Consider the following 26,282-nt stretch of genomic DNA (forward strand, 5'->3'; position numbering starts at 1 on the left):
CAGGCTGGTTGGCGGCTCTTTTAATCTAATCGATTTAAAAAAGCCAGTGTGCGGTGCAATGAATCTCTCAGGCGCCGGTTTTAGAGCGAATTTCCGGAAGAGGAAATCCGCAATCGGACTAAAATTTGTCGCGAAGCGCAAACCACGACAAGGCGAGGAAAAGCAACGGCGCCCGCATGCCGGCGCCGCCGGGAAAGGCAGGAATATCGAGCGATGTGAAGAGGTCGAGATCACCGGATTTTCCAAGCACCGTTTCCGCGTAGAGCTTGCCACAGTAGTTTGACAGCATGACGCCATGGCCGGAATAACCGCCGATCGAGATGACGCCGGGCATGACCTCGCGCACGAATGGCTGGCGCGGCATGGTGATGCCGACGCTGCCGCCCCAGGCATGGGTGATCTCGATATCCTTCAGGGCGGGATAGATCTCGGCGATCTGTCGGCGGATGTGCTCGGAAATGTCCTTCGGATTGTCCGACGTATAGGCTTCGCGTCCGCCAAACAGCAGCCGGCCGTCGCCGAATTTGCGGAAGTAGCGCACGACGAAGCGCGAATCGGCCACGGCCTCGCCGCCCGGCAGGACATCGGGATGCCCGTCGAGCGGGGCTGTGGCGCCGATGAAAGAGCGGATTGGCATAACATGTCTTGCGGTCACCGGTTCGAGGCCGTCGATATGGCCATCGCAGGCAATCAGCGCCCGATCGGCGGTGATCGTTCCCCTTTCGGTTTCGATCGTCACCTTGCCGCCACCCTGGCGGATCGCCTTTGCCGCGGTCATCTCGAAGATCGCAGCACCGGCATTGGCGGCGACCCGGGCCAGCCCCACCAGCAGCTTCAGCGGATGGATGTGGCCGGTGCCGACATCGCGCACGCCGCAATGAAACCGCTTCGAACCGAGCCGCTCCTGCGTTTCCTTCTCATCCATGAAACTGATGTGCGGATAGTCGTAACGCAGCGCGGCGATCTGGGCATTTTCGTAATAGGCGCGTTTGTAGCTCGCCTTGTGCGCGACGTTGAGCTGGCCGGGCACATAGTCGATCTCGATCTGGTGCTCGCGGGCGAAATCGATGAGATGGCGCTTGGCCGCCTCGGCAAGATTAAACAGCGCCTTCGAGCGTTCGTAGCCGATCTTCTCCTCGAGTTCTTCCGGCCACCATCGCTGGCCGGTGCCAAGTTGGCCGCCATTGCGCCCGGACGCCCCGTCACCGAAGCGGCAGGCTTCGATCAGCACCACCGAGACGCCTGCCTTGGCAAGATTATAGGCGGCCTGCAGGCCGGTATAGCCGCCGCCGATGATGGCGACGTCTACTGTTCTCGAGCCGTCGAGGGCGGCATAAGTGGGCCGCTCCCCGATGGTTGCCTGATACCAGGATAGTCCCGGCGAGATCGGGCTCTGCCACATCTCCTGCGATGCCATGACGGTCCCTCACACGTTGAGCAGAAGGAATTCCCGCTCCCAGGGGCTGATCACCTGCATGAAGGTCTCGAACTCGCCGCGCTTGACGCCGGTATAGAGGCCGATGAACTGCTTGCCGAAAATCTCCTCGAAGGCGGGCTCGTCCTCGAGCAGCGCCACGGCTTCCAGCAGGCCACGCGGCAGGTCGATCGAGCCTTCATTGGCCGAATCCTCCGTCGGCGCCGTCGGCTCAATCTGCTTCATGATGCCGAGCAGGCCGGCGGCGAGCGAGGCGGCAAGCGCCAGATAGGGATTGGCGTCCGAGCTCGGGAGCCGGTTTTCGACGCGCCGCGCCTGCGGATCGGAAACCGGAACGCGGAAGGCCGTCGTCCGGTTGTCGTAACCCCAGGCATTGTTGACCGGGCAGGACATATCAGGCTGCAGGCGCCGATAGGAATTCACGTAGGGCGCAAGCATCGCCATCGTGCTCGGCACGAATTTCTGCATGCCGCCGATGAAATGGAAGAATTCCTTCGAAGCCGATCCGTCCGCATTGGAGAATACGTTTTTACCCGTCTCGATATTGACCACCGATTGATGGATATGCATCGCCGAACCCGGCTGGGCCTGCATCGGCTTGGCCATGAAGGTCGCATAGATGTCGTGCTTCAGCGCCGCCTCACGGATCGTGCGCTTAAACAGGAACACCTGGTCGGCAAGTTCGATCGGATTGCCGTGGCGCAGGTTGATCTCGAGCTGCGCCGGTCCCTCTTCGTGGATCAGCGTATCGATCTCGAGCCCCTGCTTCTCCGAGAAATGGTAGATGTCGTCGATCAACTCGTCGAATTCGTTGATCCCGGCGATCGAATAGCCCTGGCCGCCGAGGATCGAGCGGCCGGACCTGCCCTTCGGCGGGTGCAGCGGATAGTCGGGGTCGACATTCTTGGCGACCAGGTAGAATTCGATCTCGGGCGCCACGATCGGCTTCCAGCCGCGGTCGTGATAGAGGCTCAGGATCCGTTTCAGCACGTTGCGCGGCGTATAGGGCACTTCGCCGCCGTCGGAATCGACGATGTCGCAGATCACCTGCGCCGTCGGGTCGGTCTCCCAGGGCACGACCGAAAGCGTCGAAAGGTCGGGCATCAGCTTCAGGTCGCTGTCGCGCGGCTCGTAGCGGAAGCTCTCCGTCTCCTCCGGGTACTCGCCCGAAATCGTATGCCGGTAGATCGCCGAAGGCAGCGCCAGCGAGGTGTTCGAGGTGAATTTCGAGCTCGGCATCATCTTGCCGCGCGGAACGCCGGCAAGGTCCGGCGTGATGCATTCGATGTCTTCGATGCCCCTGTCCCTCAGCCACCGCGCTGCTTCCTTCCAGTTCGCAACGCCGCGCAGGGATCCGGGGTCCGGAGGAGTTTTCTTCGAGGCGGGTACGTTTCTGGCAGGCTTCAGCGTCGTCTTTTTTGGGGACATGACACACCGGTCTGGTTGATCGTGGCGCCATCATAACCGGACTTTGCCAATTGGCGAGAGGTTGAGAACGTTGACTTTCGCCCTTTGATGGAAAAGAAGACGCTGTCTTGATCGAGGAAACGGATTTGCAGCGCAAAAGCGACGTCATCGTCATCGGCGCCGGGGCGGCGGGCATGATGGCGGCTATCCGGGCCGGAAAACGCGGCCGCTCGGTCGCGATCCTCGACCATGCAAGGGCGCCCGGCGAGAAGATCCGCATATCGGGCGGCGGCCGCTGCAATTTCACCAATATCCACGCCGGACCGAAGAATTTCCTCTCCGCCAACCCACATTTCTGCAAGTCGGCGCTCGCTCGATTCACGCCCGCCGATTTCATCGCCATGGTCGACCGGCACGGCATTGCCTGGCACGAAAAGACCCTGGGCCAGCTCTTCTGCGACGATAGCGCCAAAGACGTCATCCGCATGCTGCTCGCTGAGATGCGCAGCACCGGCGTGCAGCTGGATCTCGGCACCGAGATATCAGCCGTCGAAAAGGTGGAGGCGGGTTTTCGCGTCAAGACCGGTGACGATAGTTTTGAAGCATCGTCGCTGATCGTCGCGACTGGCGGCAAGTCGATCCCGAAGATGGGCGCCACCGGCTTTGCCTATCGCCTCGCCGAACAGTTCGGTCTTCCGGTGCTTGAAACCCGCCCCGGCCTCGTGCCGCTGACGCTCGATCCCGGCTTGCTCGAGGCCATCGCCCCGCTCGCCGGCATTTCCGCCCCGGCCGAAATCCGCCATGACAGGACCGCCTTCCGCGAAGCGCTGCTGTTCACCCATCGGGGCCTCAGCGGACCCGCCATCCTGCAGATTTCCTCCTACTGGCGCGAAGGCGACGAGGTCGTCGTTTCGATCGAGCCGGATATCGACATTGCAACACATCTGAAGACGGCAAAGCAGCGTAATGGCCGCCAGTCGCCGCAGACGGCGCTTGCCGAGATCTTGCCGAAACGGCTGGCGCAATTTCTCGTCGAGCGTGAGAAAATCGCCGGCAATATGGCCGACCTTCCCGACAAGGCGCTGCTGCGCCTTGCTGCTGGAGCCCAGAACTTTGCGGTCAAGCCGTCCGGCTCGGAAGGTTACCGCACCGCCGAAGTGACGCTTGGCGGTATCGATACGGCAACGCTTGATTCACGCAGCATGGAAGCAAAAACCGTGCCTGGGCTCTATTTCATCGGCGAATGCGTCGACGTCACCGGCTGGCTCGGCGGCTATAATTTCCAATGGGCCTGGGCCTCCGGATTTGCCGCCGGCGAATGCGCGTAAACCGAATGCATGTCGCCCGGAAGTCTGTAGCGGTTCCGGGACAACGACATGCATAAAACAAAGGACTAAAGCGCGTCGCATGAATCAAATTTGACGCGACGCGCTTTAAGGAAATACCGATTCAAAACTTCTTAATAGAGGTGCGCCATCCTGTCTCAATTGGCGGTCTGCAAAGCTGTTCCTAAATAAGCTTTACCAGCAAGCCGTTTTGTTGGATTGTTGTGTCAGACAGAAGTGAGGTTTCCAGCATGACCAGAAACACACGACGCGCCCGCGCCATCGCAATTGCCGAGGCAAAGCCGAACGCCCGGATGGTCACCCTGCGTTATCTGATGCTGGCAGTCGGCGCCACCGCCGCCAGCCTGGCGCTGCTGCTCTCGCACTTCATCTGACCCTGTCTTCAGGCCTGCAACGAATGTCACGGCACGGGCGTTACCGCCTCGCCGCATTGCGGCTTACAAAATTGCAACTATTTCACCGCCTTGGCTTAATCCGCCGCAACCGCTTATCCGAAAATTAATATCTAATCTGACACAATTGCCCGCGAATATTTGGGCATCTCCAAGTTGTTTGGACATGAACTGGCAATGACTGCCGCCTGGCCTCCGGGTTCCCCAATGTAAATTAAGAATAGCTCGATGTGCACCCGGCTGGCGCCAAATGGCCGCCTGCGGGAGGAGTGGTGTATGAAAGGCCCGGAACGCCATGTTGATTGACAAGATTCTTTCCCGCTTCAGGATCAAGACGAAAGTCCTGATCTTCGTTCTGCCTTTCGTCGTCACCATTTCGGCGGTGGGCCTGACGGGCCTTTACGCTTCGGGACTGCTTCAGGGCCGCATGGAAATATCCAACAGCGTGCTGCAGTCGCTGAGCGGCTTCAAGGATCTCTACGGTTCGATGGACGATTTCCTGCGCGTCACCAGCCAGCAGGCGCGCGACAAGCTGCTTACCGATCTGACTACCCAGCAGGGCGTGCTCGAACAGACGCTGAATCAGGTTGGTGAAGAAGCCGCCGGCCGCGACAGTCTTGCCGAAGCAGCCCGCCGCACCAAGGACATTTCTGGCGTCGTCGGCAAACTCTGGGGTCTGCATGAGCAGGAGCAGGCGCTGCATGAGCAGATCGACGCGGCGCAGAAGAGCCTGATCAGCACCCGCTTCACGGTCTCCTACCAGGCTGAGGAATTGCAGACCGCGCTTCAGAACGACGAGGGTGCCGCCACCATCACCCTTCGCACCGCCGACCGGCTGCTGAAGGGCGGCGATTTCCTCGGCACCGTCGCCAGCGGCTACAGCAAGCCGCAGACGCCGGAGGACAAGATCGCCTTCATCAACGAACAGATGCCTGCGATCGTCAAATCCCAGCGGCTGATCGCCATCTCGGTTCCGACCAACCAGAAGAACGTCATCGACGCCCTGGCCGCGACCATCGACAGTATCAAGGCAATCACTGCGATGCCCGCTCCGACCGACGAGAACATCGCCGAACTCGGCCGTCTCGTGTCGCGCTTCCGCCAGACCTCGACCTATACGCAGCTGACCGCGACGCAGAAGATGCGCGAAGCGACACAGCGTTTCGCCGAGCTCGAGGGCCGCATCGGCCAGACCAACTCCGTCCTTCAGGATACCCGGCGTCTCGAAAATTCCGTCTATTCGCTGCAGATCGTGCTTTCCGATTTCCTCGCCAACTCCAGCAAGGAAAATCTCGTGCGTCTGCAGCAGCAGGCCGGCACGCTCGGCAAGGACATGCAGGTGCTGATCACCAGCGCCAAGGGCATGGGCTTTGCCGAAGGCATATCCGGCGCAATCCAGCCTGCACTCGACGCCATCTCCGGCGGCGGCTCGAAGATCGTCGATACGATCGGCGAGCGCGTCACCGCCTATGCCGCTGCCCGCCAGGAGCTCGACCAGATCTGGACGAAGCTGACCGATTTCGCCGAGCTGCAGAAGCAGACGGCCGGTACCGAGCGCACCCAGGCAAACGGCATCTCCGTCATCACTACCGGTTTCGGTATCCTCCTGTCGATCCTCGGCGGCATCGCCCTGGTTCTGACGCTGCAGCGCCCGATCAGCCAGATCACAGCCGCCATGCGCCGCATCGCCGAAGGGGCGCTGGAGACCAGCATCTCCGGCGAGCAGCGTCACGATGAAATCGGCGACATGGCCCGCGCGCTCGGCATCTTCAAGGAAAATGCCATTTCGAAGATCCGCATCGAAGAGCAGAGTGACGAGGAACGCGCCGCTGCCGAACATGAGCGCCAGCGCAACGACGCCGACAAGCGCGAGATGGATCGCCAGATCGAATTCGCCGTCAACGCGCTCGCTGCCGGCCTCGAACGCATGTCGCAGGGCGATATATCGACGACGATCGAGACGCCCTTCATCGGCCGTCTCGAACAGCTGCGCCAGGATTTCAACGGTTCGATGATGCGCCTGCAGGCGACGATGAGCCAGATCCGCGACAATGTCGAACTGATCCAGGGCAACGGCAACCAGATGGCCCAGTCGGCCGAGGATCTCTCCAAGCGCACCGAACAGCAGGCTGCCTCGCTCGAAGAGACCGCAGCCGCCGTCGACGAGATCACCGTTACAGTCCGCTCCTCTGCCGAACGCGCCAAGGATGCCGACCAGATCGTTCGCCAGGCCAAACGCAGCGCCGACGATTCCGCCGTCGTCGTCAGCAATGCGATCGATGCGATGGGCCGCATCGAGGATGCCTCGCGCCAGATCGAGCAGATCATCGGCGTCATCGACGAGATCGCCTTCCAGACCAATCTGCTGGCGCTGAATGCCGGCATCGAGGCGGCCCGCGCCGGTGAAGCTGGCAAGGGCTTTGCAGTCGTCGCGATGGAAGTCCGCGAATTGGCCCAGCGTTCCGCCGCCGCGGCGCAGGAGATCAAGGGTCTGATCAACAAGTCGACCAACGAGGTCAGTTCCGGCTCGCAATTCGTGCAGGAGACCGGCACGGTGCTCGCCAAGATCAGCGCCCAGATCGTCACGATCAGCCAGCATGTCGAGATGATCGCCCGCGCCAGCCACGACCAGTCCAATGCACTGCAGAGCGTCAACGCGACGGTCAATCAGATGGACCAGATGACGCAGCAGAACGCCGCCATGGTGGAAGAGACGACAGCTGCCAGCCGTGAACTGGCCGACGAGGCGGGTTCGCTGCGGCGTCTCATCCAGCAGTTCAAGATCGATGGCGAGGCGGGCGAGGCGCAGGTCTACCGCGCCGCCTGATCGTCGATCCCATCATCACGAGAACGGCCCTGGCTTCCGGGGCCGTTTCGCGTTTCGTATAGGGGCATGCTGTGGCCCTGATTTACGGAAAATTTTCCTTAACGCTTTTCGTCTACTTTAGCCCCGGTCTTCTGCCGGGGGTTTTGATGCTGCGCCTTTTCTCTACGTCGATCGTCCGCCAGATCGTTGCGATCACGCTGTTTCTGCTGGCAATCAGCACCGCCGCCATTGTCGGCGTGACCTATTACAATCTGAGCCGTTATGTCATGGACGGCGCCGTCGCCGATGCCAGGGATGCCACCCGCGCCATGGCCGTGCTCTACGGCGCGGCCGATCAGGGCGCCAGGGTCGAGCTGAAGGATGACCGGCTCTCGACAGTCACGGAAGACGCCATTCCGGCCCTCGCCGATCACTCGCTGGTCGACCGGACCGCGCAGTCGATCGCCGGCGTTGCCACGATCTTCCAGAAGCAGGGTGGCGACTACGTCCGCATCTCCACCAACGTCAAGAAGGAAAACGGCGACCGCGCCGTCGGCACCAAGCTCGTTGCCGAGCATCCCGCTCAGCCCGTGCTCGCCAGGGGCGAGGCCTATTACGGCCAGGCGGAGCTATTTGGCCGCAAATTCATGACCGGCTATTTCCCGATCAAGAACACGTCGAACGCCAATGTCGGCATTCTCTTCATCGGCATTCCGATGGAGGTCTATTACCAGCGTATGTATGAGCTGCAGATGCTGGTTCTCGGCGTCGGCGCCATTGTCATGCTCATTGTCGGTGTTCTCGCCTTCTATGCCATCCGCCTGTCGGTGAAGCCTTTGCAGGCGCTGACCGCGAGCGTTCACGCAATCTCCTCCGGCGATCTCGATGGAGCGATCCCTTGTGTCGGCAAGAAGAACGAGTTCGGCGACATCGGCCGGGCCCTGGCGCTTTTCCGCGATAGCGCCCGCGCCAGGCGCGACCTGGAAACGCAGGCTGCCGAACAGCGTGCCTTGAGCGATGCCGAACGCGCCAGGAACGACGCCGACAAGCGCTCGCTCGACGGCCAGATCGACTTTGCCGTCAACCAGCTTGCCGCCGGCCTCGGACGCCTGTCGCAGGGCGATGTCTCGCAAACGATCGGCACGCCCTTCGTCGGCCGGTTGGAGCAGTTGCGCGTCGATTTCAACGCCTCCCTCCTGCGGCTGCAGGACACACTGTCCGGTATCCGCGACAGCGCCTCGACCATCCAGCGTAACAGTGGCGCCGTCTCGGCCTCCGCCGGCGAGCTTTCGAAACGCACCGAAGCGCAGGCGGCAAACCTCGAGGAGACCGCCGCGGCTGTCGAGGAGATCACCGTCACGGTTCGCTCGTCCGCCGAGCGTGCCCGCGAAGCCAATAATGTCGTCGCCGCGACCAAGAAGACGGCCGACAATTCCGGCGCCGTCGTCGGCGATGCCGTCGCCGCCATGGACCGCATCGAAGAGGCCTCCCAGCGCATCGAGCAAATCATCGAGGTGATCGACGATATCGCCTTCCAGACCAACCTGCTGGCGCTCAATGCCGGCATCGAGGCGGCCCGGGCCGGTGAGGCAGGCAAGGGTTTTGCCGTCGTCGCCCAGGAGGTCCGCGAACTTGCCCAGCGTTCGGCCGACGCGGCGCGCGAGATCAAGTCGCTGATCGAAACATCCAGCCGGGAAGTGACGGTCGGCTCCGAACTAGTCCAGAAGACCGGCAGCGTCCTTGCCTCGATCAGCCAGGAGATCATCGCGATCAGCGGCCATGTCGAGACCATCGCCACTGCAAGCCGCGATCAGTCGGCCGCCTTGCAGGAGGTCAACGGTTCCGTCAACGCCATGGACCAGATGACCCAGAAGAACGCCTCGATGGTGGCCGAGACCACCCAGGCAAGCCGCCTGCTTGCCGGCGAGGCCGATACGCTGATGGCGCTGATCGACCGCTTCCGCATCATCGCAGAGCCCGCTCACCTGGGGACAAGGAAAGTCGCCTGAGAAACGTGGCGGCAGCCGCCGCCGGATTGCGCCGCAGCTTTCCGCCGCCGCCCTACTTTTGATACGACGCGCTTTGGGCTGATGTCGAGCGAGGTCAACCAGGCGCCGAAGCGAATGAGGCTGTTGTCTCCGAACTCGGCGTAGAATTGATCCTCGTCCGCCCTGCCGCCGCCTGGCCTGCGGATGTGCCGATATCCCTGGATGCCTGCGATGGTGATCAAGTCGATCATGGCGATGTCCTTTCTGTAGAAGACATCTCCTGATTTAGGCATCGAATATCTCTTCATAAACAGGGAAAATCCCGCTATGTTTTTCATCGATGAAAAACGCGAGTTGGGATTCCTATCAGCTTTTCCTGCAGGTCGCCCGGCTCGGCGGCCTGACGGGGGCAAGCACGGCAAGCGGGCTCAGCCCTGCGACCGTCGGCCGGCGCATGCTCGATCTCGAGCAGGAGGTCGGCCGCGCTTTATTTTCGCGCAGCCAGACCGGCTACCGCCTGACCCAGGATGGCCAGGCGCTGCTCGATCACCTTCAGGAGATGGAGGCCGCCGCCCGCAAGGTGGAAGCCTGGCGGCAATCCGGCGAGGGAGGCACGACCGTGAGGATCGCCGCCGGCACCTGGGTCGCCTGGCTGCTGACGGAGAATTTCGCCGCCATCCGCATACCGGGTGATGGCTTTGCGATTTCGCTCACCATCGGTGAGGCGCGGGCGAGCCTTGCCTATCGCGAGAGCGATATCGGCATTCGCGCCTTCGAGCCGGAGGAGGCCAATCTTGCCGCCCGCCGGCTCGGCGAGGTGGCCTATGCCATCTATATCAGACGCAACGCCGCCGAGATCGATGAACGCTGGATTGCCGTTGCCGAGGAGGAGGCGATATCGGCCTACCTGCGCTGGCCGCACGCCAATGCCACAGCCGGGATCGTCGCCACCGTCAACCGGCCGCGTTCGCTGCCGGATCTGGTGCGCGCCGGCGCCGGCAAGGCCGTGCTTCCCTGTTTCGTCGGCGATCTCGACCCTGAATTGCAGCGCCAGGGCGGCGAGTTACCGGAACTGCGCCACGCCCAATGGATCGTCATGAACGCCGAGGATCGCCATCGCCCGGAGATCCGCACAGTCGCCGACCGCATGACCAAGCTGATCAGAAGTTATGCCGATCTCTTCGCCGGAAAACGTCCGAGCCGCGGCTGACGTACTTTGAAGCGCCCGCGCCCTTTCCAGGATGCGCGGGCGTTCTCCTCAATGACGGTTGGTGACAACGACGGGAATGAGCAGATCGCCCCAGTTGCCGTCGCCGCCATGATGGCGGGCCGAGCGCACCAGCTCGACCGAGACGCCGGCCTCGACGGCTTTCATGACCGATTGGTTCAGCCGATGCAGGTCGTTGGCGAGCATGCGGATCGTCGTCTGCTGGTCCTCGCTCATGCTGGTCGCCTGTTCCTCGGCCCGTTCCCGGACGCGTGAAATGGATGCCATGATCTTCTCCTCCTCGTTGGGTTATTCCGCAGCCGGTTTGAATTGCGCGTGTTCGGTCGAGCCGTGCATCGCCGTGGTCGACGACCGGCCGCCGGTGATGGCGAGCGACACGGCGTCGAAATAGCCGGTGCCGACCTCGCGCTGATGTTTGGTGGCGGTATAACCGTTGACCTCGGCGGCGAATTCCGCCTGCTGCAGCTCGGAATAGGCCGACATCTGCCGCTGCCTGTAGCCGCGCGCCAGCTCGTACATGCCGAAGTTCAGCTGGTGGAAGCCGGCGAGCGTAATGAACTGGAACTTGTAGCCCATCGCCCCGAGTTCGCGCTGGAACTTTGCGATCGTCGCGTCGTCGAGGTTCTTCTTCCAGTTGAAGGACGGCGAGCAATTATAGGCGAGCAGCTTGCCGGGATGGACCTTGTGCAGGCTTTCGGCAAATCGCCGTGCCTGATCGAGGTCCGGCTTCGAGGTCTCGCACCAGATGAGATCGCAATGCGGCGCATAGGCCACAGCCCGGGCGATGCAGGGCTCGATGCCGTTTCTGACCTGATAAAAGCCTTCGACGGTGCGCCCGGCATCATAGTCGACGAAGGGCTGGTCGCGCTCGTCGATATCGGAGGTCAAAAGCTTTGCCGCTTCCGCATCGGTGCGGGCGATGACGAGCGTCGCGACGCCCATGACGTCGGCGGCAAGCCTGGCGGCGTCAAGATTGCGGATATGGGCGGCGGTCGGGATCAGCACCTTGCCGCCGAGATGGCCGCATTTCTTCTCCGAGGCGAGCTGGTCCTCGAAGTGAACGCCGGCAGCACCCGCCTCGATATAGGCCTTCATGATTTCGAAAGCGTTGAGTGGTCCGCCGAAGCCGGCTTCCGCATCGGCAACGATCGGCGCGAACCAGGTCTCGACCGAAAGCCCCTGGGCTTCTGCGGTCTCGATCTGATCGGCGCGCTGCAGCGTGCGGTTGATGCGTTTGGCAAGCTCCGGCCCGGCATTGGCCGGATAGAGCGACTGATCCGGATACATCGCCGATGCCGTGTTGGCGTCGGCCGCCACCTGCCAGCCGGAGAGATAGATCGCCTTCAGCCCGGCACGCACCATCTGCATGGCCTGATTGCCGGAAAGCGCGCCAAGCGCATTGACGAAATCCTCCTGGTGCAGGAGCCGCCACAACCGGTCCGCCCCCAATTCGGCTAGCGTATGGCGGAGCGCCACCGAACCTCTGAGCCGCTGCACGTCATCGGCCGAATAGGGCCTTTCGATGCCGTCGAAGCGGCCTGCCGATGAATTTGGAACAAGCTTGTAAAAATCCGTCATGCTGCTCTCCTCACTAAAAACCCGACAAAAGGGTGCTGATGACAAGATTGACAACGGAACGCAATATAGCCAGAAAAACCTTTGATTTCCTGGACGGAAAGAGGTTAAGATGACGAGGATTGACAGAGCGGCGCTGTGAATTTGTAAAAGATTGTAAATAAAGCGCCCCTCCCTTGTCAAAGGGTGTGCCATGGCGGAACGGAAGATATTCGCAGGCCCGAAAGTCAGGCGCATCCGCAATGCGCTGGCGCTGACCCAGACCGCCATGGCCGAAGCCCTTGAAATATCGCCGTCCTATCTGAACCTGATCGAGCGCAACCAGCGGCCGCTGACGGTGCAGCTCCTTCTCAAGCTTGCAAGCGTCTATAGGGTCGACCTGGAGGAGTTGCGCGGGCAGACCGGCGGCAGTCTCGGCCAGCTCAAGGAAGTCTTTGCCGATCCGCTGCTTTCGGGCGAATTGCCCGGCGACCAGGAATTGGTCGAGGTGGCCGAGGCTGCACCCAATGCCGCAAGCGGCATGATCAAGCTTTACCGCGCCTATCGCGAGCAGGCGGCAAGGCTGTCGGACCTGACGGCGCTGATGGCCGCCGAAGGCCATGCGCCTGTCGCTGCCGGCCGGTTGCCGCTCGACGAGGTGCGCGAGACGCTGGAGCGCAGGTCTGCCTATTTCGGGCGGATCGAGACGGCGGCGGAAGCCTTTGCCGCGACGCTCCCCGGTGGCCTCGATCTTGCCGCCGGCCTCAAGGATTGGCTGCGCGCCGAGCGCGGCATCGCGGTGCGTGTCCTGCCCGTCCACGTCATGCCGGATCTGCGCCGCCGTTTCGATCGCCACTCGATGCGGCTTTTCATCTCGGAACGCCTGTCACCGGCCGACCGCGCGCACGAGATCGCCGTTGAGGCCGCCACCCTCGCTTTGCTGCCGGCCATCGATGCCGAACTCGACGATCTCTCTCTCTCCTCGGCCGAGGCCCGCCGCATCGCCCGTTTCGAGCTTGCCCGCATTGCGGCCTTAGCACTCGCAATGCCCTACGAAGCCTTTCTGTCTGCGGCGAAGGCAACGCGCTGCGATATCGATATTCTCAGGGCGCGCTTCGGCGTCTCCTTCGGCCATGCCGCCGCCCGCCTGACGATGCTGCAGCGGCCCGGCGCGGCCGCCACCCCCTTCTTCCTGATCGAGATCGATGCCGCGGGCCACAGGCTGCGGCGGGCGGGCGCCCAGGGCTTTCCGCAGGCCCGTTTCGGCGGCGGCTGTCCGAAGCTCAACATCCACGCTGCCTTCCTGCAGCCGAGCCAGATTCTGGCCGAAACGGTGGTCATGCCTGACGGCGCATCCTTCCTGACGGTCGCCCGCACCCTGGACGGGCCGAGCGTCGAATTCGGCGAAAGGCTGCGGCGCACGGCGATCCTGATCGGCTGCGACGCCGCCCTTGGCGAGGCTCTGGTTTATGGCCAGGCGACGGCGCTCGATGCGGTTGAGATCGGTCCGGCCTGTCGCCTTTGCGAGCGGCGCGGCTGCCTTTCCCGCGCCGAACCGCCGGTGACGCGGCCGCTCGGGCTCGACGAGATGGTGGCGGGGCTCAGCGCCTTCGATTTCCAGTGATTGTGAAATCATTGAGCGCACAGGATTTTGCGCTTGTGAGCTGTGAAATTCCTTCTTAGTCTGCAGCCAAAACCAGAGGGAAAAGACGTCCGGGGGTGCGGGCGCTTTGAACAAACAGGAGAAGTCATGAGGTCAATCATTCCAAGCGTGACGGCCGCCGCCGTTGCCGCGCTCCTTGCCGCCGCGCCGGCCCTTGCGCAGGAGCGTGTGGTCAACGTCTACAACTGGTCGGACTATATCGACAGTTCCATCCTTGAGGATTTCACCAAGGAAACCGGCATCAAGGTCGTCTACGACACCTTCGATTCCAACGAGACGCTGGAAACCAAGCTGCTGGCCGGCGGTTCGGGTTACGACGTCGTCGTTCCCACGGTCTCCTTCATGCAGCGCCAGATCGCCGCCGGCGTCTACCAGAAGCTCGACAAGTCGAAGCTGCCGAACCTGGTCAACATGTGGGACGTCATCATGAAGGGTGTCGCGTCCTTCGATCCCGGCAACGAATACAGCGTCGACTACATGTGGGGCACGACCGGCATCGGCTACAATGTCGACAAGGTCAAGGCTGCCCTCGGCACCGACGAAAAGCCCAATTGGGATGCGTTGTTCGACCCGGCGAAGGCGGCCAAACTGAAGGATTGCGGCATCTATATGCTGGATTCCCCGACGGATGTCGTGCCCTCCGTGCTCGCCTATCTCGGACGCAATCCCAATAGCACCGATCCCGCGGATCTGAAGAAGGCGCAGGAGGTTCTCGTTGCGGTTCGTCCCTTCGTGCGCAAGTTCCATTCCTCGGAATATATCAGCGCCCTGGCGAACGGCGATATCTGCATAGCACTCGGTTATTCCGGCGACATGTTCCAGGCCCGCGACCGCGCTAAGGAAGCCAATGCCGGCGTCAAGGTGGATTATTCGGTCCCGTCGCAGGGCGCGCAGATCTTCTTTGACGTCTTCGGCATTCCGAAGGATGCGCCGCACGTCGCCGAAGCCCATGAATTCATCAACTACATGATGAAGCCGGAGGTGATCGCCAAGGCCTCGAACTTCGTCTTCTACGCCAACGGTAACAAGGCGTCGCAGCAGTTCCTCGACAAGGAGGTCCTCGACGATACGGCGATCTACCCGACGCCGGAGGTGATGGCGAAGCTCTTCACCGTTCCGCCGCTCGATCCGAAGACACAGCGACTCGTGACGCGGCTATGGACCACCGTGGTCACCGGCCAATGATCTGATCGCGGCCCGGACGGAAACGTCCGGGCCTTTTTTGACGATCCCGGCTGGGCGAATCCGGGAACAAAAGCCGAGAACAAAAGCAAAGAATGTATTTCCGGGGAACAATATGAAGTCTTTAGGCAATATTCGCCGCTCTTTCGCACCTTGGACCGATCCGTCCGCCAAGCCCTTCATTTCCATCAAGAATGTCACCAAGCGTTTCGGCGATTTCACCGCCGTCGATAACCTGTCGCTTGATATCTATCACCGCGAGTTCTTTGCACTGCTCGGCGCCTCCGGCTGCGGCAAGTCGACGCTTCTGCGCATGCTTGCCGGTTTCGAGCAACCGACCTCGGGCGAAATCGTGCTCGACGGCACTGACATGGCAGGCACGCCGCCCTATCGCCGCCCGGTCAACATGATGTTCCAGTCCTATGCGCTTTTCCCGCACATGACGGTCGAGAAGAACATCGCCTTCGGCCTCAGGCAGGACGGCATGGCGAAGGACGAGATATCAGAGCGCGTCTCGCAGATGCTGAAGCTCGTCAAGCTCGAGCAGTTCGCCTCCCGCAAGCCGAACCAGCTTTCCGGCGGCCAGCGCCAGCGCGTGGCGCTGGCCCGTTCGCTTGCCAAGCGCCCGAAGGTGCTGCTGCTCGACGAACCGCTCGGCGCGCTCGATAAGAAGCTGCGCGAGGAAACCCAGTTCGAACTGATGGACCTGCAGCAGAGCCTCGGCCTCACCTTCGTCGTCGTCACCCACGACCAGGAAGAGGCGATGACCATGGCCGATCGTATCGCCGTCATGAGCCACGGCAAGGTCGTGCAGGTGGCGACGCCGGCGGAGATCTACGAGGCGCCGAATTGCCGTTTCGTCGCGGATTTCATTGGCGACGTGAACATCTTCGACGGAAAAGTTGCCTCATCGGGCAACGGCACCGTCGAGATTGCCGTCGATAGCGGCTTCAGCGTGCGTGTCGCCGCTTCCGAAACACCCTCGGCGGGCAGCGCCGCCGGCTTCGCCATCCGGCCGGAAAAAATGCGGGTCGGGCGGACGCCTCCCATCAACGCTTCGGTCAACGCCGCCAGAGGCGAACTCTGGGATATCGCGTATCTCGGCGACATGACCGTCTTCCATGTGAAATTGCAGAGCGGCAACATCGTCAAGGCCTCATCCCTCAATGCGCAGCGCTCCGTCGACGACCCCTTCACCTACGATCAGGACGTCTGGGTCTCCTTCGACGAGAATGCCGGCGTCCTGCTGAAGGATTGACATCATGGGCAAGCTCACGTCCGGCCTCTACAATCGCCTGGTCATCGTCATCCCTTATGCTTGGCTGCTGCTCTTCTTTCTGGCGCCCTTCTTCATCGTCTTCCGTATTTCGGTATCGGCGACGGCGATCGCCATGCCGCCCTATGAGCCCGTCTTCTCTTTCACCGAGGGCTGGGCCGGCCTCTGGAGCAAAATCGGCGATCTCTCCTTCGACAATTACAGCTACCTCACCGACGACCCGCTCTATTTCAACGCCTATGTCTCGAGCGTGGTGATCGCCGGGATTTCTACCTTCCTGACGCTGCTGATCGCCTATCCGATCGCCTACGGCATGGCGCAGGCGCCCCGCGGCCTGCGCCCGACCCTGGTGATGCTGGTCATCCTGCCCTTCTGGACGAGCTTCCTGATCCGCGTCTACGCCTGGATAGCCATCCTGAAGCCGGAAGGCCTGCTCAACCAGCTCTTGCAGTCGCTGCACATAATCGACACGCCGCTGATCATCCTCAACACCAACACCGCCGTCTATATCGGCATCGTCTATTCCTATCTGCCCTTCATGGTGCTGCCGCTCTATTCAGCTTTGGAAAAGATGGACGATACGCTGATCGAGGCTGCCCAGGATCTTGGGTGCACGCCGATCCGGGCTTTCTGGCGCGTCACCTTCCCCCTGTCGCTTCCCGGCGTGGTGGCGGGCTGCATGCTGGTCTTCATCCCGGCCGTCGGCGAATTCGTCATTCCCGACCTGCTCGGCGGATCGCAGACGCTGATGATCGGCAAGACGCTATGGAGCGAGTTCAACTCGAACCGCGACTGGCCGGTCTCCTCGGCGGTGGCGACCATCCTTCTGCTGATCCTGGTGATCCCGATCGTCTTCTTCCAGAATGTCCAGGCCAAGGCCGAAGAGCGGGGGAAATAAGCCATGCTGAAATGGACCCGGTTCAACATCGCCTCCGTCACACTCGGTTTCGCCTTCCTCTATCTGCCGATCGTGCTTCTCGTCGTTTTCTCCTTCAACGAGTCGAAGCTCGTGACCGTCTGGGGCGGCTTCTCGACGAAATGGTATGCATCGCTGCTGACCAACGAGGCGCTGCTCGACGCCGCCTGGGTGACGCTTCGCGTCGCCCTGCTGTCGGCGACCTTCGCGACCATCCTCGGCACGATGGCGGCGCTGACGCTGGTGCGCTATACGCGCTTTCGCGGCCGCATGCTGTTTTCGGGCATGATCTACGCGCCGCTTGTCATGCCCGACGTCATCACCGGCCTGTCGCTGCTGCTGCTCTTCGTCGCGATCGGCTTCGACCGCGGCTTCTGGACGATCACGCTGGCGCATACGACGCTCACCATGTGCTTCGTCGCCGTCGTCGTGCAGTCGCGCCTCTTGAGTTTCGATCATTCGATCGAGGAAGCGGCGCAGGATCTCGGCGCGCCGCCGGTGCGCACCTTTTTCGAGATCACCTTGCCGATCATCGCGCCGGCGGTGCTCTCCGGCTGGATCCTTGCCTTCACCCTGTCGCTCGACGATCTGGTGATCGCAAGTTTCACCTCGGGGCCGGGCGCCACCACGCTGCCGATGCGAATCTACAGCCAGGTCCGCCTCGGCGTGACGCCGGAGATCAACGCTGTGTGCACGATCCTGATCGCCATCGTCGCGGTCGGCGTCATCTGCGCCTCGATCGTCACCAAGCGCCGGGAAATCCAGCGCCAGCGGGACGAGCGTGCGGCGGCTGCCGGCGCCTGATGATTCGAAGAAAACGGATTATTGCGCGTGCGGTGTGGCGCCGAGAAGCGGAACCGGCGAGATCACCGGGTTCGGCCATGAGCCGCCAATGAAGAACGGCAGAAGCGGCAGCTCTGCCGCCTTGGCCGGATCGGTCGAATCAAGCGATCCGGAAAGCGCCAGCCCATTCGACTGATAGGTGATGACCCCGGAAAGCGTCAGCGTCTCGGACGTGCCGGCGATATGGACGTCGTGCATCTCGGCGGAGCCGTTGGCGAAATCGGCCTGAAGGTTCAGCTGGTTGAAAGCGAAGGCGCCGCCTGCTGCCGCGCTCAGCGGGAAGAACGGTTTTTCGGCTGCCTGCGTCCTCAGCGCTGCGGAATCGATGCCGGGTATCGTGCCTTCCTTTGTCCAGAAGTGCAGCCTGCCGGTGACGTCGGCTAGGCCGGTCGTCCAGATCGCCTTCGGCGACTGCAGGTCGAGATCGAGCGATCCTGTCGCCAGCGGCAGCGGCCCCTTCAGCTGCAGGCGCTCGGCAAGGGCTGCGAAGTCGGCATCGCGGATCGACAGCTGCAGCTTGCCGCCACCGTCGAAGTCGCGCTGGGTCGCTTCGAGATGCGCGGTCATCTCGCCGCCTTCGAACCGGCTGTCGCCGATATCGAATTTCGCTTCGCCGCCGGCAACGATCATGCTGGCGCCGACATCGGAAAGCTCGAAGAGACCCATCTGCGCACGCCGCGCCGAAAGCCTGACGTCGACATCGAGCAGCCGCAGCGGCCCGCTTATGCCGGCGGAGATTTCCTCCGCCTCGCCAGCGGCGAGCCTGAGCGCGAAGGCATCGAGGAACGGCTTGAGGTTCATCTCGTCGAAGGCGAGCGTGCCGCCGATCTTCGGTCGTTTGCCGGGTTGGGTGAAAAGGTCCATCACCCCGGTGGCACTCGCTTCGTTGAGCGACAGGCTGAGATTGTTGAAGCGCAGCCCGTTGCCCGACGACATGATGTCGGATTCCAGCGAGGCGCTCTTCAGCGTTGCGATGCCGGGTATCGATTTGCCCGACCAGGTCAGAAGCGCGGGCATATCGGGAATGCTGGCGGTGATATTGCCGGAAAGCGCCGAAAGGCTGGCGATGCTGGCAATCCCCTGGAAGTGCGCCGTCAGCAGGTTTGATGTGAGCGACGTCCGTGTCTCGGCATTCCTGCCGGCAAAGGCGAGCAGCGGCTGGCGCGAAGCGAAATCGACCTTCAGGTCCTCGCCATTGATGCGGGCGATGACGACCGCGGAGATCGCGCCGGATAGCCTCGGCCAGGCGATATCTGCGGTGACGCTGTCGAAATGATAGGCCTTGGCGGTCTTGATGTCGGTGACCGTGAGCGTGCCGTCTTCGACCGTTACCGCGCCGATCTCGGCATCGAGATCCGGATCGAGCACCTCAGCGCCGTTTTCGGTGCGCACGCCGCTGATTGCGCGGGCGAGCAGGCCGGCATAACTCCAGTCGATCAGCCCATTCTCGTCGCGCGTCAACGCCAGGTTGGGGCGCAACAGGTGGAATTCGTGAAAGCTCGTCCGACCTCTCAGCGCATCGATGAGGCTGAAATCGGCCGACAGGCTGTCAATGCTGCCGAGCAGCTTGTCGCCGCTTTTGCGCGGCTGGCGGATGGTGATCTGGTTGAGGGTGATGCGCGGCGTCGGCCAGAATTCCAGAACCGGACTACCTTTGATCTCGGCATGATAACCCGTCCATTTCGACAGCGCGTCCTCGATGCCCGAGCGCACGAAACCGGTCGAAATGAGATAGGGTGCGGCGACCCTCAACGCCACGAACAGCGCAAGCGCGATCAGCAGGAAGACTGTCGACAAACGGGCGAAGGCCGGAAGCCAGCGCGAAACGGGTCCGATCTTCCTGCGCCACCTGCGATGTCTTGACGTGCTCATGATCTCCGCCGGCAATTCAGCCGGTCATCCCGTTATGCGCTGATTTCGCGGATATAGGAAATATCAGGCATATGCAAATGCCCTACAGCGCCGCGCGTCTTTTCAGACGTGCAAAGGACGCTGTTGCACTTTGAGGCGACGCATCGTTCTTCTGCATGCATAGGCTGGGATCGCGTTGGTTCCGCACTTTATAATGCAATGCAGCATGATATAAGACGGCATTGGGGAGGAGGAATTGAATGCAGGATAATAGACCACTTTGGGTGCCCTCGGAGGATGCCGTTGCAAGAAGCCCGATCCATGCCTTCATGGAGCGCTGCAACGCCGATTTCGGGCTTTCGCTTTCCGGCTTTGAGGATCTGCATGCCTGGTCGGTGGCCGAGCGGGAGAATTTCTGGTCGACCGTCTGGGATTTCTGCGGCGTCAAGGGCGAACGCGGCGCAGAGGTGCTGGCCAATGGCGACCGCATGCTGGAGGCCCGCTTCTTTCCCAATGCGACGCTGAACTTCGCCGAGAACCTGCTGGCCGGCCGCGGCGAGGGCGACGCCATCGTCTTCCGCGGCGAAGACAAGGCCGAGGATCGCTGGTCGTGGGACCGGCTGCGCGCGCTGGTCTCGAAGCTGCAGCAGGCTTTCAAGGCGCAGGGCATCGCCGAAGGCGACCGCATCGCCGCCATGATGCCGAACATGCCGGAGACCGTCGCCGCCATGCTGGCGGCCGCCTCGATCGGCGCCATCTGGTCGTCCTGCTCCCCTGATTTCGGCGAGCAGGGCGTGCTCGACCGCTTCGGCCAGATCGGCCCGAGGCTGTTCATCGCCTGCGATGCCTATTGGTATTCCGGCAAGCTGCAGGATGTCGGCGCCAAGGTCGCCGCGGTCGCAAAGAGCTTGGGCGTCCCGACGATCGTCGTCCACTATGCCGGCGATGCGGAAGCGGTGGCGCGCAAGACGCCTGACGCTTCGACGCTCGATGCCTTCGTCGCGCCCTATCAGGCAAGAGAGGTCGAGTTCACGCCGCTTGCCTTTGCCCATCCGCTCTACATCCTGTTTTCCTCAGGCACCACAGGCGTGCCGAAATGCATCGTCCATTCTGCCGGCGGCACGCTGTTGCAGCACCTCAAGGAGCAGCGGCTGCATTGCGGCCTTGAGGCGGGCGAGAAGCTGTTCTACTTTACCACCTGCGGCTGGATGATGTGGAACTGGCTGGTCAGCGGTCTTGCCAGCGGCGCCACGCTCTGCCTGTTCGACGGCTCGCCGTTTGCGCCTGACGGCAACGTGCTGTTCGACTATGCCGAGGCCGAGAACTTCGCGATCTTCGGCACCTCGGCGAAATATATCGATGCGGTGCGCAAAAGCGGACTGACGCCGCGCAAGAGCCACGATCTTTCCAGCCTGCGGCTGATGACCTCGACCGGCTCGCCGCTGTCGCCCGAGGGCTTCACCTTCGTCTATGAGGGCATCAAGGAGGATGTGCAGCTCGCCTCGATATCGGGCGGCACCGATATCGTCTCCTGCTTCGTGCTCGGCAATCCGCTGCAGCCGGTCTGGCGCGGCGAGATCCAGGGAGCCGGCCTCGGCCTTGCGGTCGATGTCTGGAACGATGATGGCAGACCGGTGCGCGGCGAGAAGGGTGAGCTCGTCTGCACCAAGGCCTTCCCGTCGATGCCGGTGATGTTCTGGAACGACCCTGATGGCGCCAAATATCGCGCCGCCTATTTCGACCGGTTCGACAATGTCTGGTGCCATGGTGATTTTGCCGAATGGACCGAGCATGGCGGTCTGATCATCCACGGCCGCTCGGATGCGACGCTCAACCCCGGCGGCGTGCGCATCGGCACGGCCGAGATCTACAATCAGGTGGAGCAGATGGAGGAGGTGGCCGAGGCGCTGTGCATCGGCCAGGAGTGGGACGACGACGTGCGTGTCATCCTCTTCGTCCGGCTTGCCCCCGGCGTGACGTTGACCGAGGATCTCGTCAAGGCGATCAAGACACGCATACGCACCGGCGCCTCGCCGCGGCATGTGCCGGCAAAGATCATCCCGGTCGCCGATATCCCCCGCACCAAATCCGGCAAGATCGTCGAGCTTGCGGTGCGCGAGGTCGTTCACAACAGGCCGGTGAAAAATCAGGAGGCGCTCGCCAATCCCGAGGCCTTGCGGCTCTTTGCGGGGCTGGAGGAGCTCAAGGACTGATAACGGACCGGAAGCTGCAAGCTTTTGTCACTGATCAATGCACTGTCATGGAAACCCTTCGTTAAGAAAGGTTTGTCAAATCTAAAGGCTAACTTGGGGGCCGTGTATGAACGAGGCGGCCTGGAGCCCTACAGCGCCTTAAATCTCCGATTTAAGGAATTATGCAGGAGGGCTTTCGATACATGATGGTGATCGACTGAGCTCTTGTTGAACAGCACCAAATTCAAGGCAGCCTCGGCTGCCTTTTTTTATCGCTCAACCGGCCAGCACGCGCTGCGACGGGAAGGTGATTTCGACGAGCGTGCCCTCGTTCGGCGCCGAATTGATCGAGAACACCGCGCGGTTGGCATCGACCATCGCCTTGGTCAGCGGCAGGCCGAGTCCGGTGCCGTCGCCACGATGGCGCGATTGGGTCGAGGAGACCTGCCGGAACGGCTTCATCGCCTGGTCGAGTTCGCTGCGCGTCATGCCGATGCCGGTATCGCGCACCCTGAGCACGACGCTGCCATTCGCCTCATAGGACGTGGAAACGACGATCTGCCCGCCGGATGGGGTGAAGCGGATGGCGTTCGACAGAATGTTGAGGGCGATCTGCTTGATCGAGCGCAGATCCGCCACGACCTCGGGCACCGCATGCGACAGTGCCGTGCGGATGATGACGCGCTGGCCGTTCGCCTGCGGCTGGACCAGCGCCACGGCTTCGGCGACCGCCTCGTTGAGGCCGACGGCGGCAAAATCGAGATCCATCTCGCCCGCCTCGATCTTCGAAATATCGAGCAGGTCGTTGACGATATCCAGCACGTGCCGGCCGGACCGGCCGATGTCGTTGGCATATTCGATATAACGCGGATGGCCGATCGGCCCGAAGCGCTCGCCGGCCATCATGTCGGAAAAGCCGATGATGGCGTTGAGCGGCGTGCGGATCTCGTGGCTGACGCGGGCGAGGAAATCGGTCTTGTGGGCGTTGGCGGTTTCGGCCGCGCCCTTGGCGTTGCGCAGCTCGTCCTCGGTGCGCTTCCATTGGGTGATATCGCGGATGACGGCGCAATAGCCGTTGGAGGAGGTGAGCTGGCCCATCGTCATGAACAGCGGCACGAAGCCGCCGGCGGCCTCGCGGCCGATCACTTCGCGCCCGTCGTTCAACACACTGGCGACGCCGTGGCCGGAAAGGCCGTTCAGATAGTCGAGCACCGCCTTCTGGCTCTCATGGGCAAACAGCATGACGAAGGGTTTGCCGCGCGTCTCCTGCTCGTCGTAGTTGAACAGCGCGCTCGCCGACCGGTTCATCGAGCGGATGTCGCCCTCCGTGCCGATGACGACGACGCCGTCGGTCGCCGTTTCCAGGATCGAGCGCAATTCCTCCACTTCGATCTGCAGCTTGGCGACCTTTTCGACCATCCGCTCGGGCCGCGCTTCTGTCCGGCCCTCGGAACGGCTTGCGTCGCCGCGGCCCTCTTCCTTGCCTTCCACCGGCATCAGCGCCAGCATCAAAGCATTGGCGTCTTCCCAACGCACCGATTGCAGCCGCGCCGTTACCGGCACCAGGCTGTCGTCGGCCTTGACCAGCATCATGGTGCCGGAGCCTGCGGCCTTTTCCTCGAGTTCGCGGCGCTGCAGCAGGGCTTCGATGCCGCCGACCTCGCGCAATGCGTCGAGCGTCTCGTAACCGGTCAGCCGCATGAATTCGGGATTGGCATGGATCAGCGCATCGCCGACATGGATGAGCACGGCGACCGGCAGCTGGTCGACAGTTCCCAGCGAAAGCCCGTCGGTCATCTTGATGCGGGGCGGGATGAAGCTTGTCAGAACCTTGATCTGGCTGACCGTCTCCTCCAGCCCTTCCGTCACCTCATCCTCTTCTATGACATCAGGCTCCTCGGCGTCGTCGCTGGCGGCGTCGTCGCCCTGGGCGTCGGCGACATTCTCGAAAATCGCCTCCTGCGGCGCGATCTCCTCGATCGACGGCACTTCCGCCTTATCGGCAATGGGTATTTCCCCGGAAGCCTCTTCGAAGCTGGCCGTTTCCGCGCCGGTAGGTTCAGCCGGCGCCGTGGCGGCGGGTTCTATCCGTGCCGGCGCAGCAGGTTCGTCCTTGCCGGCGCCGAAGGCCTCGAGACGCTTGGCGATTTCGCGGAAATTGGCCTGCTCGGCGGCCGTCAGTCCGGCGCCGCTATTATGGAGCTGAACGATCTTGTCGGAGAAACGGCGGTTGGGCGTTTCCGAAATGCGAAGCGCCGGCGGCTCGCTCGACGTTTCCGCTGCCGGTTCGACGGCGGAGATATCGCCGGCATCGGCGCTGTCGTCTGCTTTTTCCGAAGCGCTTTTCTGGAAAGACGGCTCGCCGGACGCCTGCTCGATGGGCGCCTGCTCGCCAGTCGCCTGCTCAATGGGCGCCTGCTCGGCGGCAATCTCCTCAGGCGCTGGCTCCGTCTCCGGCTGCGGCTCGGTTGCCGCAAGCGCCTGGTCCTCGACCTCATCTGTCAGGGCGGGTTCGCTCGGGATCTCTTCATGCGCTGCCGGCACGTCGTGGACCAACTCGGCAGTGGTCTCGGTCACCGGGCCGAGGCTTGCCGCATCATGGCCGACGCCGTCCGGGCCGAGCGTCAGGCCGAGCGCCAGCGGATCTTCCTGAGTATCGGAAAGCCGGACGACGCCGAAGCCGCGGAAACCGTCGAAGTCGCGGTTGCGGGTATAGGTCGGCAGCGCCGCCAGATCGACGGGAACGACGAGGCTTGTGCCTTCGACCGGCCAAAGGATCGTTTTGCCCGACCATGTGTCGCGGCGGGCGAGCGCTTCGGCGAGCTTGCCGTCGGGATCAAGATTGAAGAGAGCGGCGACATCACCGAAGGCAGAACCGATAATCTCGGATGCATGCGGACCGACGGCCTCGGCAAATTCGTGGCTGACCTCGTTGAACCGGCCCTCGGCATCGATCTTCCAGACGAAGCGCGTGGCGCGGCTGTTCGGCCTGAAGACGAAGCCGGGCGCAGCCGCAAGCTCAGGATGAGAGGAGGCGTCGGCGGCTATAGGCGGTGCGATGGCGGGTTCTTCGTGAACCGCTTCCGGCGCCTCTTCGACAGGCGGTTCCGCCGTCGCCGCCGTTTCCATCGTCTCCGTCACGGCGGTCAGGTCGTCCTCGATGATCGCGGCAGGCTCGTCGGCCTCATCGGCGCGGCTGTCGATCACGCCGCCGTCGCTTTCCGGCTCCGCATTCCCGGCGAGACCGGCTTCGTCGGGCATCTCGTCTGCGGATGCCGCTGCCGTCTCCGCCGCAAGGTCGGTTTCGCCGCTGATGTCCTCGAGCGTTTCCTCGACGTCCTCGATCCCCGAGACCGCCTCGATGATCTCGGTGAAGCCTGTGTCGGCAATGGGCTCGTCGCGCAACTGTTCGGCCGGCGGCACGGCGTCTTCCCGGACCGGCGCATCGATCGAGTCGAGCGCGGGCGTATCGATCGGGTCGGGCGCGGCTGCGTCGGTCGGGTCGAGATGGCCGATCGCGGTCTCCACGGCAAAGAGGAGGTTGAGCGCCGGCTCGTCGCTGAGCTTGCCGACTGCTGCCGGAAGATTGCCTCTGACGGTGGCAACGGGTCGCTTCACCAGCCGGTCGGGATGCGCGCCGGCAAGGTTGATCAAGGTCTTTGCCGTCTGCTCGGAAATCCCGAGCGAGGCAAAACCTGGCGAGGCGGCGATGACGTCGCCGTTGGCGCCGATCACCGCCATATGCGTGTCGGGATCATCAAGCCCCTGCAGCATCTGGGCCGCCGAGGCGCTGGCTGCGAGCGGCTTTGCCGAGACCGGCACCGAAAACAGCATGGCCTTTTCGCCTGAGGAAAGCCGGATCAGTTCGGCCGCCGCCTGCACCTGCACGCGCTGGAAGCCCTTGGCAACGCGGATCATCAGGCTTCTGGAGTCACCGATATCGGCAAGTTGGCGCGCGGCCGTTTCCAGCTGGCGGAAGGTAATGTCGGTGCGGTCGACGCCCTGGTCGAGCAGATCATAGACGGCCGAATGGCCGAATAGTTCGGCGCCGGCACCGTTCGCCCAGAGCAGGCGGGCAAGATCGGCCGAAAACAGCACCATCGCCTCGCCGCGTGAAAATCGTTCCCGCACCCGCGCATGCACGGCGATATCGATGAACGGATATTGGACTGCGGGCATGATCAAACCTTGTCGCTGTCGGCC

General features: G+C 62.6%; 18 protein-coding genes. 11 read left to right on the forward strand and 7 right to left on the reverse strand.

Going from position 1 to position 26,282, the window contains the following annotated elements; all coding sequences use genetic code 11:
• Positions 1-118: 118 nt before the first annotated feature.
• Together J3O30_RS03965 and J3O30_RS03970 are read right to left on the reverse strand one after the other, a co-directional pair.
• Positions 119-1,417 carry an FAD-binding oxidoreductase gene (locus tag J3O30_RS03965; protein WP_207582979.1) on the reverse strand — a complete coding sequence of 433 codons (1,299 nt, stop codon included), beginning with the start codon at positions 1,415-1,417 and terminating at the stop codon, positions 119-121.
• A gap of 9 nt (positions 1,418-1,426) precedes the next feature.
• On the reverse strand, positions 1,427-2,863 hold the full coding sequence (locus tag J3O30_RS03970) for a glutamine synthetase family protein (RefSeq protein ID WP_207582980.1): 1,437 nt from the start codon (positions 2,861-2,863) through the stop codon (positions 1,427-1,429).
• Positions 2,864-2,970: 107 nt separating this feature from the next.
• Here J3O30_RS03970 and J3O30_RS03975 point away from each other — a divergent pair, with 107 nt between their 5' ends.
• The 4 genes from J3O30_RS03975 (at position 2,971) to J3O30_RS03990 (ending at position 9,395) form a co-directional block, all read left to right on the forward strand.
• On the forward strand, positions 2,971-4,170 hold the full coding sequence (locus J3O30_RS03975) for an NAD(P)/FAD-dependent oxidoreductase (protein WP_207582981.1): 1,200 nt from the start codon (positions 2,971-2,973) through the stop codon (positions 4,168-4,170).
• Between the two features lie 248 nt (positions 4,171-4,418).
• Entirely contained in the window at positions 4,419-4,562 is a 144-nt protein-coding gene (locus tag J3O30_RS03980; protein ID WP_207582982.1) for a hypothetical protein, read from the forward strand.
• 313 nt (positions 4,563-4,875) lie between these two features.
• Positions 4,876-7,407, forward strand: coding sequence for a HAMP domain-containing methyl-accepting chemotaxis protein (locus tag J3O30_RS03985; RefSeq protein WP_207582983.1), 2,532 nt, complete (start codon positions 4,876-4,878; stop codon positions 7,405-7,407).
• Between the two features lie 146 nt (positions 7,408-7,553).
• Positions 7,554-9,395: a methyl-accepting chemotaxis protein gene (locus tag J3O30_RS03990; RefSeq protein ID WP_207582984.1), complete on the forward strand. Its 1,842-nt coding sequence runs from the start codon at positions 7,554-7,556 to the stop codon at positions 9,393-9,395.
• On the opposite strand, the gene J3O30_RS03995 is transcribed toward J3O30_RS03990, so the two are convergent.
• On the reverse strand, positions 9,368-9,625 hold the full coding sequence (locus tag J3O30_RS03995; protein ID WP_207582985.1) for a hypothetical protein: 258 nt from the start codon (positions 9,623-9,625) through the stop codon (positions 9,368-9,370). The two genes, J3O30_RS03990 and J3O30_RS03995, sit on opposite strands and share 28 nt — an antisense overlap.
• A gap of 89 nt (positions 9,626-9,714) precedes the next feature.
• On the opposite strand from J3O30_RS03995, the gene J3O30_RS04000 reads away from it, so the two are divergent.
• Positions 9,715-10,584, forward strand: a complete 870-nt coding sequence (locus J3O30_RS04000) for a LysR family transcriptional regulator (RefSeq protein ID WP_207582986.1) — start codon at positions 9,715-9,717, stop codon at positions 10,582-10,584.
• A gap of 48 nt (positions 10,585-10,632) precedes the next feature.
• Here J3O30_RS04000 and J3O30_RS04005 read toward each other — a convergent pair whose 3' ends face one another.
• Positions 10,633-10,869, reverse strand: a complete 237-nt coding sequence (locus J3O30_RS04005) for a hypothetical protein (protein ID WP_003570242.1) — start codon at positions 10,867-10,869, stop codon at positions 10,633-10,635.
• Between the two features lie 21 nt (positions 10,870-10,890).
• Positions 10,891-12,180, reverse strand: coding sequence for an isocitrate lyase (aceA, locus tag J3O30_RS04010; protein WP_207582987.1), 1,290 nt, complete (start codon positions 12,178-12,180; stop codon positions 10,891-10,893).
• Positions 12,181-12,370: 190 nt separating this feature from the next.
• On the opposite strand from aceA, the gene J3O30_RS04015 reads away from it, so the two are divergent.
• The 5 genes from J3O30_RS04015 to J3O30_RS04035 all read left to right on the forward strand — a co-directional run bounded on the left by J3O30_RS04015 (position 12,371) and on the right by J3O30_RS04035 (position 17,997).
• Entirely contained in the window at positions 12,371-13,780 is a 1,410-nt protein-coding gene (locus J3O30_RS04015; RefSeq protein WP_207582988.1) for an XRE family transcriptional regulator, read from the forward strand.
• A gap of 126 nt (positions 13,781-13,906) precedes the next feature.
• The gene (locus J3O30_RS04020; protein ID WP_207582989.1) at positions 13,907-15,004 is read left to right on the forward strand and encodes a polyamine ABC transporter substrate-binding protein; all 1,098 of its coding nucleotides are present in this window, start codon (positions 13,907-13,909) and stop codon (positions 15,002-15,004) included.
• Positions 15,005-15,116: 112 nt separating this feature from the next.
• Entirely contained in the window at positions 15,117-16,259 is a 1,143-nt protein-coding gene (locus J3O30_RS04025; RefSeq protein WP_207582990.1) for an ABC transporter ATP-binding protein, read from the forward strand.
• A gap of 4 nt (positions 16,260-16,263) precedes the next feature.
• Positions 16,264-17,175 (forward strand): ABC transporter permease subunit, encoded by a 912-nt coding sequence (locus J3O30_RS04030; RefSeq protein WP_207582991.1) that lies wholly within the window; start codon positions 16,264-16,266, stop codon positions 17,173-17,175.
• A 3-nt stretch (positions 17,176-17,178) separates the two neighbouring features.
• Positions 17,179-17,997, forward strand: a complete 819-nt coding sequence (locus tag J3O30_RS04035; protein ID WP_207582992.1) for an ABC transporter permease subunit — start codon at positions 17,179-17,181, stop codon at positions 17,995-17,997.
• Between the two features lie 18 nt (positions 17,998-18,015).
• Here J3O30_RS04035 and J3O30_RS04040 read toward each other — a convergent pair whose 3' ends face one another.
• Positions 18,016-19,908: an AsmA-like C-terminal region-containing protein gene (locus tag J3O30_RS04040; protein WP_207582993.1), complete on the reverse strand. Its 1,893-nt coding sequence runs from the start codon at positions 19,906-19,908 to the stop codon at positions 18,016-18,018.
• A gap of 239 nt (positions 19,909-20,147) precedes the next feature.
• On the opposite strand from J3O30_RS04040, the gene J3O30_RS04045 reads away from it, so the two are divergent.
• The gene (locus J3O30_RS04045) at positions 20,148-22,100 is read left to right on the forward strand and encodes an acetoacetate--CoA ligase (protein WP_207582994.1); all 1,953 of its coding nucleotides are present in this window, start codon (positions 20,148-20,150) and stop codon (positions 22,098-22,100) included.
• Positions 22,101-22,355: 255 nt separating this feature from the next.
• Here the strand turns inward: J3O30_RS04045 and J3O30_RS04050 are convergent, their stop codons facing one another.
• The gene (locus J3O30_RS04050) at positions 22,356-26,258 is read right to left on the reverse strand and encodes an ATP-binding protein (RefSeq protein WP_207582995.1); all 3,903 of its coding nucleotides are present in this window, start codon (positions 26,256-26,258) and stop codon (positions 22,356-22,358) included.
• Positions 26,259-26,282 lie beyond the last annotated feature (24 nt).

The sequence above is a fragment of the Rhizobium sp. NZLR1 genome (assembly GCF_017357385.1).
Lineage (GTDB): Bacteria > Pseudomonadota > Alphaproteobacteria > Rhizobiales > Rhizobiaceae > Rhizobium.

Bases quoted from the DNA above. Each gene is read 5' to 3' on its own strand.
- J3O30_RS04030 (WP_207582991.1), top strand. From the start codon at position 16,264: ATGGGCAAGCTCACGTCCGGCCTCTACAATCGCCTGGTCATCGTCATC.
- J3O30_RS04020 (WP_207582989.1), top strand. From the start codon at position 13,907: ATGAGGTCAATCATTCCAAGCGTGACGGCCGCCGCCGTTGCCGCGCTC.
- J3O30_RS03985 (WP_207582983.1), top strand. From the start codon at position 4,876: ATGTTGATTGACAAGATTCTTTCCCGCTTCAGGATCAAGACGAAAGTC.
- J3O30_RS04015 (WP_207582988.1), top strand. From the start codon at position 12,371: ATGGCGGAACGGAAGATATTCGCAGGCCCGAAAGTCAGGCGCATCCGC.
- J3O30_RS03965 (WP_207582979.1), bottom strand. From the start codon at position 1,417: ATGGCATCGCAGGAGATGTGGCAGAGCCCGATCTCGCCGGGACTATCC.
- J3O30_RS03980 (WP_207582982.1), top strand. From the start codon at position 4,419: ATGACCAGAAACACACGACGCGCCCGCGCCATCGCAATTGCCGAGGCA.
- J3O30_RS03990 (WP_207582984.1), top strand. From the start codon at position 7,554: ATGCTGCGCCTTTTCTCTACGTCGATCGTCCGCCAGATCGTTGCGATC.
- J3O30_RS04045 (WP_207582994.1), top strand. From the start codon at position 20,148: ATGCAGGATAATAGACCACTTTGGGTGCCCTCGGAGGATGCCGTTGCA.
- J3O30_RS04040 (WP_207582993.1), bottom strand. From the start codon at position 19,908: ATGAGCACGTCAAGACATCGCAGGTGGCGCAGGAAGATCGGACCCGTT.
- J3O30_RS04025 (WP_207582990.1), top strand. From the start codon at position 15,117: ATGAAGTCTTTAGGCAATATTCGCCGCTCTTTCGCACCTTGGACCGAT.
- J3O30_RS03995 (WP_207582985.1), bottom strand. From the start codon at position 9,625: ATGATCGACTTGATCACCATCGCAGGCATCCAGGGATATCGGCACATC.
- J3O30_RS03970 (WP_207582980.1), bottom strand. From the start codon at position 2,863: ATGTCCCCAAAAAAGACGACGCTGAAGCCTGCCAGAAACGTACCCGCC.
- J3O30_RS04035 (WP_207582992.1), top strand. From the start codon at position 17,179: ATGCTGAAATGGACCCGGTTCAACATCGCCTCCGTCACACTCGGTTTC.
- J3O30_RS04005 (WP_003570242.1), bottom strand. From the start codon at position 10,869: ATGGCATCCATTTCACGCGTCCGGGAACGGGCCGAGGAACAGGCGACC.
- J3O30_RS04050 (WP_207582995.1), bottom strand. From the start codon at position 26,258: ATGCCCGCAGTCCAATATCCGTTCATCGATATCGCCGTGCATGCGCGG.
- aceA (WP_207582987.1), bottom strand. From the start codon at position 12,180: ATGACGGATTTTTACAAGCTTGTTCCAAATTCATCGGCAGGCCGCTTC.
- J3O30_RS04000 (WP_207582986.1), top strand. From the start codon at position 9,715: ATGAAAAACGCGAGTTGGGATTCCTATCAGCTTTTCCTGCAGGTCGCC.